The following is a 12,784-nucleotide window of genomic DNA, read 5'->3' as shown; positions in this document are numbered from 1 at the left end:
ATTATTTTGCTATTCTATGTAAAGGTTTTATAGTATGAGATTTAATCAATATAGAATTTAGGTTCTAGTAGAGGGTATTTAGATGTGCATGTCTATTTAACTTTGTTTTGGAGAAGATTGGAGTGTTATAGACACTATTTATCAAATAAAATTAAATTTAAGGAGTGGAATTTATGAAGGGGTTTACTACTATAGATTTTATTATATTAGTAGGTTATCTTATAGCAGTTCTTTTTGTTGGTCTTGCTTTTTCTAAAAAGGAAATGAAAGGAAAGGAATTCTTTAAAGGTGATGGTAAGATTCCTTGGTGGGTTACTTCAGTATCTATATTTGCTACATTGTTGAGTCCAATTTCTTTCTTATCTTTAGCAGGAAATTCTTATAGTGGAACTTGGTTATTATGGTTTGCTCAGTTAGGAATGCTTATAGCAGTTCCTTTAACTATAAGGTTTTTCTTGCCTGTTTATAGTAAATATGATATAGATACAGCATATCATTATTTAGAAATAAGATATAAAGATAAAGGACTTAGAATATTAGGAGCTTTAATGTTTATAATTTATCAAATTGGAAGAATGTCTATTATAATGTATCTTCCATCAATGGTTTTAGCAAATTTAACAGGAATCAATATAAATGTATTAATAATTGTAATGGGTGTTATAGCAATAATTTATTCTTATACAGGTGGGCTTAAATCAGTATTATGGACAGATTTTGTACAAGGTGCAGTCTTATTCATAGGTGTTATATTTGCTTTATTCTTCTTAATTGGTTCAATAGATGGTGGCTTTAGTTCAATAATGTCTTCATTAACAACTGGTGGAAAATTTTTAGGCAGTGAAGATATTTTATTTAATCCAAATATATTAAAGTCAAGTGTATTCTTAATAATAGTTGGTGCTGGACTTAATACTTTTTCTTCATATGTGTCAAGCCAAGATATTGTTCAAAGATTTACTACAACAACAGATATGAAACAACTTAAAAAGATGACTTATGGAAATTTAGTATTATCTCTAACTATAGCAACAATATTTTACTTAATAGGAACAGGGTTATCTGTATATTATAATCAAAACCCACAATTTTTACAAACAGCTCAACAGGATCAAATATTTGCTTCATTTATAGCTAATCATTTACCAGTTGGAATCAGTGGACTATTACTTGCAGCTATCTATGCTGCAGCACAATCAACTTTATCAACAGGATTAAATTCAGTTGCAACAAGCTGGACATTAGATGTACAAAAATATATAAGTAAAGATATGGATGATAAGAAATGTACAAAAATAGCTCAATATATATCATTAGGTGTTGGTATAGTTGCTATAGGAGTTTCAATAGTATTAGCAAATGGAAACATTAAATCTGCCTATGAGTGGTTTAATGGATTCATGGGATTAGTTTTAGGTGTTTTAGCAGGAATATTTGTACTTGGAGTATTCTATAAAAAGGCAACAAAACAAGGTGCATATGCAGGATTTATTACATCAGCTGTATTAGTAGTTATATTAAAGTATGGAGTATCAGATGTATCAGCATGGTGTTATTCAATTATTACAATAGCTACTTCTGTTATAGTTGGAATTATTGTAAGTAACTTAACTCAACCAGCAAATGATTCAGAAAGTGAATTAATATCAGAGGTAGAGGAGTAGTATAGGATAGAACTTAATTTAGGTAAAGTTTTAACTATAGGTGAATTTTAGTGAAAGCTATGAAATAAAGGAGTTTGTTTATGATATTTAATAATTTAAATAATATATCTGTAATTAATGAACTAGATAAAAATATATTGAGAGCTTTAGATTATGCTATTTCAAATAATTTAATTGATTACAAAAAGGGAACACATGATATTGATGGAAAGGATATGTTTTTTAATAGGGTTTCTTATGGGACAAAGGAAGACTCTAAGGGATTCTGGGAAGGGCATAGAGATTATATAGATATTCATGTTATATTAGATGGCAAGGAAAGAATAAATTATAATCTTAGTAATAATCTTAAAGGATTAAATTATGATAAAGAAGGAGACTTTGCTTCCTTTGAAGGAAGAAGTAAGCAGAGTTTAATCTTAGAAAAGGGTGATTTCGCTATATTTTATCCAGAGGATATTCATATGACTGGATTAATAGTTGATGAGCCAGAAAAAGTAGAAAAGGTAATTTTCAAGGTTAAGTTGAATAATTAATTTATAATATAAGGTCAAATTAGACTATATCAAATAACTTTAGTTTAAATATGATGTTTTAAAGATATTTATAACATTTATTTAAAGGGTTTAATTTGATATAGTCTTTGATTCATAGGGGGGAATTTTTAGAATTATCTAGAGGTAATGGAACTATAGCTCAGAGTTTTTCAGTTAAGTGGAGTAAAGAAGTAGGAGAAAAAATCTGCTTTATATAAAGTACTATAGAGGGGTCTTTAATAAAGAATTGGAGGTATGATAGATACAATTATTTAGTTGATGCCATGAGAAAATACAAAAGAGCATTAGAAAAGCTTAGGAAAATTTATAATATAAATAAGAAGTATGCTATTTGGATTCAAGGAGAAAGTGATGGAAAGTATGGAACAGATCCTGTTTATTATAAAAGGAATTTGATAAAATTAGGTGATAAATTAAAGGAAGAGGGAAAAGAATAACTAAATACCATCAAAAAGAGGAAATTCATAATAATTTTAGTAACTTGAGTATAAGAGAAGCAAGAGAAATTTTTAAGAATTTAGAAAAGGTAATAGTTTATTAGGGGGAGTTACAATGTCAAATATAATAGCAATAGATATAGGTGGGACAAATATTAAGTATGGAGTCTTAAGTTTAGATTCTACTATAGTAAGAACTGGTGAAATAAAAACTAGGGTAACAGTTACTGAAAATTTTATTTTAGAAGATGTAGACAGTTTAATAGGTAAGTTAATAAGTGACTTTCAAGTTTCAGGAGTAGCTATATCAACTGCTGGAGTTGTCTCTTCAAAGACTTCAGAAATAGTTCATGCAGGACCAACTATTCCTAATTATAAGGGAACTAATTTTAAAAAGTTAGTAAATGAAAAGTACAATCTTCCCTGTACAGTGGAGAATGATGTTAATAGTGCAGCGTTAGGAGAATTTTGGAAAGGTGCTGGAGAAGGTTTCAATAGTGGATTTTGTTTAACTGTTGGTACAGGACTTGGGGGAGCTTTAATTATAGATAATAAGCTTATAAGAGGAGCTTCTGATTCAGCTGGAGAAATTGGATATATGAAAATATTAGGGAAAGATATACAATCTGTAGCATCAACTAAAGCTTTAGTTAAAGCTGTAGCTGAAAGAAAAGGAAAAGAAAATATTAATGGAAGAATTATTTTTGATTTAGCAAAGGAGGGGGATAAGGATTCAATTGAAGAAATAGGTAATCTTGTTAAATCAATTTCTAAGGCTATTGAAAATATAGTTTATATAGTTAATCCAGAGGTAATAATACTTGGTGGCGGAATAATGGAGCAAGAAGAATATTTAAAACCTTTATTTGAGGAAGAAATAAAAAGGATATTGCCAGAAAAGTTTATTAGTAATACAAAAATAAGATTTGCTAAGCTTGGTAATAAGGCAGGATTGATAGGAGCTCTTTATAAATTTATAAAGCTTACTGAAAAATAAGTTTTAATATATAATATAATTATATATGACTTTTTATAGTTATTATCATTTGAAAATATGTATATAACCATATAAGACATATATTTGATTATAATATTATTTTGGAGAGAGTTATGGGGATAATAGAAAGTATTTGTCATACAAAATTTAGAGCAAGTAAAGGTGATAAAGTTCTTATTGAATATATAAATGAAAATGCACAGGATTGTGTTTATATGTCAATATCAGAATTAGCAAATGCAGTATCTTTAGGAGAGGCAACAATAACTAGATTTACAAGAAAAATAGGGTTTTCTGGATATCAAGACTTCAAGTTAGCTTTAGCAAAACAACTTACCAAAAGTAGTAGAAAAAGTTTTATCAACACAGTGGTAAGTATAGATGAGCCAGTTGAAGAAACAGCTCAGAAGCTATTTGTAAGTCATAGTAATATTATTGAGGAAACATTGAAAAAACTCAATTATAAGGATGTAATACGGGCTAGAGAAACCATATTAAATGGGAAAAAAATTTACTTTTTTGGCATGGGGAATTCAGGAATAGTAGCACAGGATGGAAATTATAAGTTTATGAGAATTGGCATAAATAGTGTTGCAATAAGTGATAGCCACACTATGCTGATGTTATCTTCCATAATGGAAAGAGGAGATGTAATATTTGCTATATCTCATACTGGAGAAACAAGAGAAATTTTAAAAGCTGTAGAATTAGCAAAGTCAAGAAAGGCAAAGGTTATTTCATTGACAGAAAGTAGAGAAAATACTCTTAAGGGACTTTCAGATATAAACTTAAGTTATGTAAGTATGGAAACTATTTTTGAAACTGGATCTATAATGTCAAAGTTTGTTCAAATGTTTATATTAGAGTTGATTTATGCAGAAATAATTAAAGAAAATTATGATGAAGCAATAGAAAAGAAAGTTGCCACAACAAATGCATTAGAAGAATTTAAAAAAATTTAAAAAATAAATATATAAGAAGGCTGTACTGGAATGATAAAGTAATTAATCTAGTACAGCTTATTATTTTATCTGAATGTTAGTAGATATTTATATAAAATTCTAAAGTTCGGAGGAGTTAATTTCCCTATTTAAAAAGTAGGAAATTAGAGTTCTTATAAAAACTAATGTTACTAAAGTAATAAGATCATCAAAAGTTGGTCTTACTGTAGAGTTTATAATATCACCAGCTACAAGGATTTCTAATGAGAGAAGTATGTAAGATGCAAGTTTGTTCTTTAAAATAGTATTTTTTTTAACAACATCTATATATGATTTAGGTTTTAATTCAGATTTTATAAAATCTAGTACAGTTAATAAAACACCAAAAAGAGCAATGAGTATTGCTAAAGCAAATAATATATAAATTACAATTTTTAAAATATATTTAATATCCAAAGAATCACATCCTTAAAATGGTTAGTGTATTAATAAGCAATCTAAACTTTTGCTTATAGTGTGTACAAAATCATAGTAATTTATAAAACTCTACCTAAATTAAGTCTATGTTTATGTACTTTAGGTATTAAAAACTGTATGTTGTGCAAGTAATATTGTACTATTTTTCCTAAAAATATATAATAAAATCAACCTAGGGAACAGAGTAAAATCAAAAGGAATTGAGGGGGAATTAAAATGGAAATTTGTGATTTAAAAATTAATAAGGAAAGAAAGGGTTATCATAGAGTAATAGATTTTATATCAATAGTAATTGTTGTTGCCATAGCAACAGATACTTTCTTAAGTTTAGGGAACATTCCTAATAGTGTACCAACTCACTTTGAACTTGATGGAATATTGGGGGGATATGTTTCAAATAAGTTTTTTATTTTTACTTACTCAATTATTAGTATTGTTGCTTTAATTATTTGCAATTTCTTCGCTCATGTTACTAAAAAATCAAAGAGGGTTGTTGAGTTATTAGAAAAAGAGCAAAAAATAAAATTAATATTTATGAAGGTTTTGGCTTTAGAATTAGTTATAATTTTTAGTTCAATGCAATTTATGGTTACAAGAGCAGTTTTAAATGGAAATAATAGTATCAATGGAATGATTAGCTTAATATTAGGTTCAATAGCAATGATTACTGTTTGCATGTTTAAATTCAAAATTAAAAAGTGTTCATAATGATATGATTATTTGTAATTTATACCATTATATAGTATGATATTTACATGAATATTTTGGAAATTTAGGATAAAATTTAAAAAAAGTTTAAACTTTCTCCTAAATTAACTTTTAATTTGTGGAGATATTTGTATATGTTTAAGATTGCAATTTGTGATGATGATGAAAAGATTATTTATGAAATAAGGAAAGCTATAGAGGAGTACAAGGATGTTAAATTTAGCATTAATACTTACAATAGTGGGGAAGAACTTTTAAGTGCGGGAGAACAATTTGATGTTATTTTTTTAGATATAGAAATGAATAATATGAATGGTATTGAAACTGCTAAGGCTATAAGAAAATATGATAAGGATGTAAAAATAATTTATGTTACTAGTTATACAGATTATATGAATTTAGCTTTTAGTGTACATGCTTTTGGCTATTTAAATAAGCCTATAAAAAAAGAGGATATTCATAATCAATTAGATGAAGTTCTTGCTTACTTAAGTGAAGAGATAGAAGAAATTATAGAATTCATAACTGTAGAGGGTGTAGTTAGAATAGCTTTAACTGATATATGTTATTTTGAATATATAAATAGACGTGTTAAGTTAAAGACCCTAACAGAAAGTTATATTATAAAAGAGACTATTGGAAATATAGCAAATAGAATGAAAGAATATGGTTTTTGTATGCCTCATAAAAGCTTTACTGTTAATTTATTTAATGTAAAGTCTATAAAAGGTTATGATATTTTTATGATGGATGGAGCTATAATTCCATTATCACAAAAAAAGTCTACAGAATTTAGGGATGAATTTAATATGTTTTTAGAAAAACGTATTATGGCATAGAGGGGGAAGAGCTATTTATGAATGGTTCATTTCAAGTAATACTTATAATTTTAAGCTATTTTTGCGCATTTCTTTCTACTTATATAGTCTTTGATTTTATGAGCAAGTTTGGAAGAACCATATATAAGAAAAAGTATGTTTATGTTATAAGTTATTTGGTATTTACTTTAGGGTTAATAATTAGTTCTATTGTTTTTAATAATGGAATAATTCATATAATAATAACCTTGGTTTCTACAGTTATTGCAGGTTATTTTCTTTATAATAATAATAAAATATATATTTTATATTATAGTTTGTTTTTTGTTTTATTACTTGTATGGGAGATTATAGTTAATTATGTAATTAGCGTGTTTTTTTGGGGAGGAGCTATTAATTTTTACAGTAGTGAAATTTTCTTCTTAGCATCTACAATTATATTGCAAATCTCAAAATTAGTTGTATCAAGATTATTTATAACCTTCTATAAAAAGAAGAAGATTAAAAAATTAAATAAGGTTCAATTTTTTAGTTTCTTAATATTGCCTATGTTTAGTATTATCTATGTAACTACACTTACTATGTATATTCAAGTTTATTTTTCTCTTGAGGATTCATTATTTTTGCTTTTTAATGTAGTTTCAATTATTTTTTTAAATATATTTATTACTAAAGTATTTGAATCTATATCAAAAAATAATGAAATGAAAAGTGAATTGTTATTATACGAACAACAAGCTAATCTTAATTATGAATACTATAACTCTCTAGAGAATAAGTATAAAAATTCTAGAAAAATAATTCATGATATAAAAAATCATCTTCAAACTATTGAAAATTTATATAAAGATAGGGAAGAAATAGCAGCAACTACCTATACTAAAGATTTATATGAAATATTTAATAAGCTTGAACAGAAATATTATACTTATAATAAAGTTTTAAATATTATTATTAATGATAAAACAGAGTGTGCTGAAAAGCTTGGGATAAAATTAGATTGTAAAATAGGTGATGTTGATTTAGGTTTTATAAAGGATATAGATCTAACAACAATATTTACTAACTTATTAGATAATGCTATAGATGAGATTAAAGGCTTTGATGAAAATAAGGCAATATATTTGAAAGTAGATAAGTTTAATGACTTTCTTGTAATAAATACTCATAATTCATTAAAGAGTAAGCCTTTAAAGGATGGAAATGAATTTAAAACTACAAAGAAAAATCATAGTGGTTTAGGATTACAAAATGTAAGGGTTACTATAGAAAAGTATAGTGGAAATATGAAGGTTAGTTCTGAAGAGAATTGTTTTAAAGTTAATATAGTGATTCCAATTGATTTTAAGTAAATTTATCATATTTTTTAGGGGGAAAAAATAATGAAAAATATTTGCAAGGTTTTAGTTGTAATGTTATTAGGAACAATATTAGTTAGTTGTGGAGTGGAAGAATTAAGTGATAATTTTAATGAAGGAACATTAAGAGAAGCTGTAGAGAACATAGTTGATGAATTAAATAATCAAAAATATGAAGAAATAGTTGTAGATGGAATTGAGGAGGTAAAGGGTGAAAAAAATGTTAATGCAATTAAGGAGACATGGGAAAAGGTAACTAAAAATCTTGGAAAGTATGAGAAAATAGAAAAGATGGTCTTTCAAGAAAAGGATGACCTTGCAATAGTTATAAGTGTTTTAAAATTTGAAAAGGGAAAAGTACAATTAACAACAACATTTAATAAGGAAAATAAATTAGCAGGGATTTTTATGAAGTAACTATAAAAAGCTACATAGAATAAATATATTAATTTTACCTTTACAAAGATTATATAGCTAGCTAAAGGGCGAAGAGAATATATCTATAAATTTAATATATTCTCTTTTATTATTTTTAGAAAAGTAGAGGTGGTAATTTTATTAATAGTGGTTAGAATAATAATATAAATTGAAACTGTATTTAAATAGAATAAGATTTACTAAAGAAGGTGGAGTTATGAGAGTAAATAATGAAAAGGACTTAGGAAATGCTATAAAAAATAATGTGGATGAAATAATAATAGAAGGAGATTTAAAAAATAAAGTCATAAGAATAAAGGCAACTAAAAAAATGGCTTGGACAATTGCCATTGCAGCCATAGGAACTTCAGTGGCAGCGCTTTTAGCAACTCCAGCATCAGGTGGACTTTCTAATGTTGCTAATTTATTTACTGTACCTACAGCTATTGGAATTCTTGGAGCATCAACATCAACAGCAGCTGTGAAGATAGCAGCATCAGCAGGGTCTGTTAAAGTATTGGATCAACTAAGAAATTATAAAATTGTAAAAAAAGATGATGAAAATATAACATTAAAAAAATAAGAATTAGAAAGTAAAACTCTAACAAAGGACTATTTATATGTCTTTGTTAGAGTTTTTTATCTCATAGCTAGAGGTTGTAATACTCTTATCTTGTATAAGAGTAGGAGATAAATAGCCTCGCGTTTCTAGATAACTAGGACTAAGCGTTGAGATGGAGTCAAAACTCCACCTGAATTAAGTCTATGTTTATAGTAATAATATAATTAGGAAAAAGTTTAGGATTCAGGAAAGACTGTATATTAGGTATAAAAAACTGTAAGTAATGTAAATGGGATTGTAGTGAATAATTTACAAACATATAATGGAATTAACCTAGGGGAGTAAAAATATAAATAGAGTGAAAATAGCTATAAGGGGTGTTTTTATGAAAATTTCAATAGGAAATTGGAGTTTTATATTGTCTATATTTATAAGTGTTGGTATTCCATTATGTTCTTTAATTTATATTCTTTTAAAAAAGAAAAGGTATATTAAACCATATTTTATGGGAGTACTTGTTTTTGTAGTATCTCAAGTAATTTTGAGATTACCTATAATTCAAGTGGTTTTACCTAAATTTCCTTGGTACGAAAATATGCAAATATTTTATCCTGTAGTATATATTATATTTTTATCATTTACAGCAGGAATTTTTGAGGAAATAGGTAGATTTATAGGATTTAAGGGTTTGAAAAAGAATAGGACATGGCAGGATGGTATAGCTTTTGGGTTAGGTCATGGAGGAATAGAAGCCATGCTTATAGTTGGACTTACTAATATAAGTAATATGTCCATAGTTAATGCAATAAATAATGGAACCTTTAATAGTTCAAAATTTGGTATATCTGAAAGTGAAATAATAGATATATTTAAGAATATTACTAATTTAGATGTAGTTTTAGGTGGAGTAGAAAGAATTAGTGCAATGATACTTCATGTATTCTTAACTATAATAATTTTATATGCTATAAAAGAAAGGAAAAAAGTATATTTATTAGTATCAATAATGTTACATGGTTTAGTAAATTTTATAGCAGTATCTTTAGTGAGTAATGGAGTTAGTAACTTAATTGTAGAAATAGGATTCTTCATAGTAGCATTAGCAATGTTGGTTATGATTATAAAATCAAAAAAAGTATTTGAAAAATTAGATAATTATTATATAAATATAAATTAATATAATTAAAGAAGAAACTAGAGTTTTAATAATATTGAAATTCTAGTTTTTATATTATAAAGAAGAGTGGATGTTGTGCAAGAATATTTAAAATAGTTTTGATAGTGAGGATGAAAAAACTTTTTAATTTAAAATTTAAAAAAATATTACTATAAATTGATGTAGTGTAATAGAATATAATGTAAAAAGTGTAAAAGGGGTGTGTAATTTGAATAAAAGAAAAATAGTACAAGTAATACTTACAGCTATAATTATTAATAATATAATTTCTAGTACTACATTTGCTATGACAAATTTAAATTCCACAACAGGAATTAATAAGAGTAAAGAGATTATGGCAGAAGAAGAGATATTTTCAGTTAATAATATTAAAATAACAAATGGTGATGGGATGAATTTAAATAAATACTTAAGTCAAGTAGAAAGTTTAGAAGAAGGCACCATTATAACAAGATTTAAATTAGATAATGTTGGAAAAATTCAATCTTTAATTAGTGTAAGTAATAAGAATGAAGAAAATCAACATTTTCATATATGGACAGATGGGACTCAGATTGGCTATGAAATAAGAAATGAATCTGGAAATACTAAGGGATCTATAGGGAGTAATTTAAATAAAGGGATAAATACTCTTGCTTTTAAAGTAGAAAAAAATATTGGGTATTCATTATTTTTAAATGGTGAAAAAATAAAGTTTGATGCTTCAAGTGCTACAAAATTTTTAAAAAACATAAATAATTTAAATAGTATTAATATTGGTAAAACAGAAAGAGCTGGAACAGCTAATAAATATTTGATGAATGGTAATATTGATTTTTTAAATTTTTATTCAACATTAATAAATGATGAAGATATAATTCAGAAGACTTTAGAAACTCATACTAATAAAGCACCACTTCCTGAAAATGTTTTTATATCAGATACAAAGAAGATATTTAATACTGGAGACTTAAATTCAAAAAATTTTAGAATTCCATCATTATTAACAACTAAATCAGGAACCACTATTGCGGCAGCAGATATTAGAAATAATCATGCAGGAGACTCACCAGCAAATATTGATGCAGGGATAAGAATAAGTAAGGATGGGGGAAAAAACTGGGAAGAAGCAAAGCGAGTTATTGATTATCCAGGTAATGCATCTGTAATAGATTCAAGCATGGTTGAGGATGAAGAAACAGGAAAAGTATTTTTATTTATAACTGCATTTCCTGAAAATTATGGATTCCCTCAATGCGATAAAACAGTTACAGGATTTGAAATGTTTGAAGGTGAACAATGTATGCTTTTATATGATGGAGCTGGAACATTAGGTCAAAGGGGGGAAGGAAATAAATATTACATTAAGCCAGATGGCAATATATATAAGAATAATGGAGAAAAAACAGAGTATACAGTAGATTGTAATAATAATTTATATAAGAACGGTGTAAAAATATCAAATACATTTTTAGCAGAGTCACCTTTAAAGGCACTAGGTACAGCTTATTTAAGTATAATAGAAAGTTCTGATGAAGGTGAAACTTGGAGCGAACCTAAAATAATATCTGGAATGGTAAAAAAAGAGTGGATGCGATTTATCGGAGCTGGCCCTGGAGTAGGGATACAAATAAAAAATGGGGAAAAATCAGGAAGACTTGTATTTCCTTTATATTATACGAATTCTAAAGGTTTTCAATCCAGTGCTATAATGTATAGTGATGATCATGGTGATACTTGGGAGTTAGGGGAGTCTCCTAATGATTCAAGAGATGGACAAAGTGAAAATTCAGACACTATAAGTAGTGGAAATCAATTAACAGAGGCTCAAGTTGTTGAAATGCCTGATGGTCAACTAAAAATGTTTATGCGAAATACAGGAAATTATGTTAGGATTGCAACTAGTTTTGATGGAGGAGAAACGTGGGATAGTGATGTTTATGAAGATAAAAATTTAAGGGAACCTTATTGTCAATTAAGTGTAATTAATTATAATGGATTAATTGATGAGAAAAAAGCTATTATATTTTCAAATCCAAATTCATCAAATAGAACAAATGGAACAGTAAGAATAGGTTTATTAAATGAAAGTGGAGTTTATAGTAATGGAAGAAAAAAATATGAAATAGATTGGAAATATAATCAAGTTATTGTTCCAGGAAAATTTGCATATTCATCTATAAGTCAATTATCAAATGGGAATATTGGATTGTTTTATGAAGGTGATACAAATTTTTCTTTAGAATTTGTTCAAATGAATTTAGATTATATAAAATCAGATTTCACTGAAAATATTCAACCAGCTAAGTTATCTTTTGCTGAACTTATGGATAATAAAGACAGCTATAAGTCCTTAGATAAAATTACTCTTAAACTAAAATTTGATCAAGCTGTAAGTTTATTTGGAAATACTAATTTTACTGCTACATTAAATAATAATGAAATTAAATTCGATGTAAAAGAAAATAAACAAGCTACAGAAGTAATTTTAGAAGGGATTATTCCTGAAAATACTTCTAAGGGTGATTATAAATTAGACTTAAATTCTAACAATAATTTAGAGATTACAAATATTGCTGGAAAAGTTATAGATTTATCTAAAGGATTAGATACAGGATTATCAATAAGAATAGAAAGTTAGGGTGGATTTTCTAGATGAAAGAATAAATTTTTTATAAAGTATGTATAATAG

The 12,784-nt window shown here is 26.6% G+C and carries 13 protein-coding genes; 12 read left to right on the top strand and 1 reads right to left on the bottom strand.

The features are described from left to right. The first annotated feature begins 173 nt into the window (after positions 1-173). The 5 genes from ARA19_RS05205 (at position 174) to ARA19_RS05190 (ending at position 4,617) form a co-directional block, all read left to right on the top strand. A complete protein-coding gene (locus tag ARA19_RS05205) occupies positions 174-1,664 on the top strand; it encodes a sodium:solute symporter family protein (protein WP_055069909.1) in 1,491 nt (496 codons plus the stop codon). An 80-nt stretch (positions 1,665-1,744) separates the two neighbouring features. After that, positions 1,745-2,200 carry a NanQ anomerase/TabA/YiaL family protein gene (locus ARA19_RS05200; RefSeq protein ID WP_055069908.1) on the top strand — a complete coding sequence of 152 codons (456 nt, stop codon included), beginning with the start codon at positions 1,745-1,747 and terminating at the stop codon, positions 2,198-2,200. A 224-nt stretch (positions 2,201-2,424) separates the two neighbouring features. Continuing rightward, positions 2,425-2,658, top strand: coding sequence for a sialate O-acetylesterase (locus ARA19_RS17485; RefSeq protein WP_147574360.1), 234 nt, complete (start codon positions 2,425-2,427; stop codon positions 2,656-2,658). Between the two features lie 115 nt (positions 2,659-2,773). Then, a complete protein-coding gene (locus ARA19_RS05195) occupies positions 2,774-3,655 on the top strand; it encodes an ROK family protein (protein WP_055069907.1) in 882 nt (293 codons plus the stop codon). 113 nt (positions 3,656-3,768) lie between these two features. Continuing rightward, complete coding sequence (locus ARA19_RS05190) at positions 3,769-4,617, top strand: MurR/RpiR family transcriptional regulator (protein ID WP_055069906.1); 849 nt, start codon at positions 3,769-3,771, stop codon at positions 4,615-4,617. 99 nt (positions 4,618-4,716) lie between these two features. Here ARA19_RS05190 and ARA19_RS05185 read toward each other — a convergent pair whose 3' ends face one another. Then, positions 4,717-5,052 carry a DUF1622 domain-containing protein gene (locus ARA19_RS05185; RefSeq protein ID WP_055069905.1) on the bottom strand — a complete coding sequence of 112 codons (336 nt, stop codon included), beginning with the start codon at positions 5,050-5,052 and terminating at the stop codon, positions 4,717-4,719. Between the two features lie 237 nt (positions 5,053-5,289). On the opposite strand from ARA19_RS05185, the gene ARA19_RS05180 reads away from it, so the two are divergent. The 7 genes from ARA19_RS05180 to ARA19_RS05150 all read left to right on the top strand — a co-directional run bounded on the left by ARA19_RS05180 (position 5,290) and on the right by ARA19_RS05150 (position 12,733). After that, positions 5,290-5,781 (top strand): hypothetical protein, encoded by a 492-nt coding sequence (locus ARA19_RS05180; RefSeq protein ID WP_055069904.1) that lies wholly within the window; start codon positions 5,290-5,292, stop codon positions 5,779-5,781. 134 nt (positions 5,782-5,915) lie between these two features. Further along, on the top strand, positions 5,916-6,620 hold the full coding sequence (locus ARA19_RS05175) for a LytR/AlgR family response regulator transcription factor (protein ID WP_055069903.1): 705 nt from the start codon (positions 5,916-5,918) through the stop codon (positions 6,618-6,620). 17 nt (positions 6,621-6,637) lie between these two features. Then, positions 6,638-7,951, top strand: coding sequence for a sensor histidine kinase (locus ARA19_RS05170; protein ID WP_055069902.1), 1,314 nt, complete (start codon positions 6,638-6,640; stop codon positions 7,949-7,951). A 30-nt stretch (positions 7,952-7,981) separates the two neighbouring features. Further along, a complete protein-coding gene (locus ARA19_RS05165) occupies positions 7,982-8,374 on the top strand; it encodes a DUF3887 domain-containing protein (protein WP_055069901.1) in 393 nt (130 codons plus the stop codon). Between the two features lie 217 nt (positions 8,375-8,591). Further along, entirely contained in the window at positions 8,592-8,957 is a 366-nt protein-coding gene (locus ARA19_RS05160) for a hypothetical protein (RefSeq protein WP_055069900.1), read from the top strand. 364 nt (positions 8,958-9,321) lie between these two features. Then, complete coding sequence (locus tag ARA19_RS05155; protein ID WP_055069899.1) at positions 9,322-10,113, top strand: YhfC family intramembrane metalloprotease; 792 nt, start codon at positions 9,322-9,324, stop codon at positions 10,111-10,113. A 208-nt stretch (positions 10,114-10,321) separates the two neighbouring features. Further along, entirely contained in the window at positions 10,322-12,733 is a 2,412-nt protein-coding gene (locus tag ARA19_RS05150; protein ID WP_055069898.1) for a sialidase family protein, read from the top strand. Positions 12,734-12,784 lie beyond the last annotated feature (51 nt).

The organism is Clostridium massiliamazoniense (assembly GCF_001403635.1).
Classification (GTDB): domain Bacteria; phylum Bacillota; class Clostridia; order Clostridiales; family Clostridiaceae; genus Sarcina; species Sarcina massiliamazoniense.
Note: the sequence above shows the minus strand (reverse complement) of the source record. Positions and strands in the feature narration are given on the sequence as shown.

Excerpts from the sequence above, each read along its gene's own strand:
- ARA19_RS05165 (WP_055069901.1), top strand. The coding sequence starts at position 7,982 with ATGAAAAATATTTGCAAGGTTTTAGTTGTAATGTTATTAGGAACAATA.
- ARA19_RS05190 (WP_055069906.1), top strand. The coding sequence starts at position 3,769 with ATGGGGATAATAGAAAGTATTTGTCATACAAAATTTAGAGCAAGTAAA.
- ARA19_RS05180 (WP_055069904.1), top strand. The coding sequence starts at position 5,290 with ATGGAAATTTGTGATTTAAAAATTAATAAGGAAAGAAAGGGTTATCAT.
- ARA19_RS05170 (WP_055069902.1), top strand. The coding sequence starts at position 6,638 with ATGAATGGTTCATTTCAAGTAATACTTATAATTTTAAGCTATTTTTGC.
- ARA19_RS05175 (WP_055069903.1), top strand. The coding sequence starts at position 5,916 with ATGTTTAAGATTGCAATTTGTGATGATGATGAAAAGATTATTTATGAA.
- ARA19_RS05195 (WP_055069907.1), top strand. The coding sequence starts at position 2,774 with ATGTCAAATATAATAGCAATAGATATAGGTGGGACAAATATTAAGTAT.
- ARA19_RS05200 (WP_055069908.1), top strand. The coding sequence starts at position 1,745 with ATGATATTTAATAATTTAAATAATATATCTGTAATTAATGAACTAGAT.
- ARA19_RS05205 (WP_055069909.1), top strand. The coding sequence starts at position 174 with ATGAAGGGGTTTACTACTATAGATTTTATTATATTAGTAGGTTATCTT.
- ARA19_RS05155 (WP_055069899.1), top strand. The coding sequence starts at position 9,322 with ATGAAAATTTCAATAGGAAATTGGAGTTTTATATTGTCTATATTTATA.
- ARA19_RS05160 (WP_055069900.1), top strand. The coding sequence starts at position 8,592 with ATGAGAGTAAATAATGAAAAGGACTTAGGAAATGCTATAAAAAATAAT.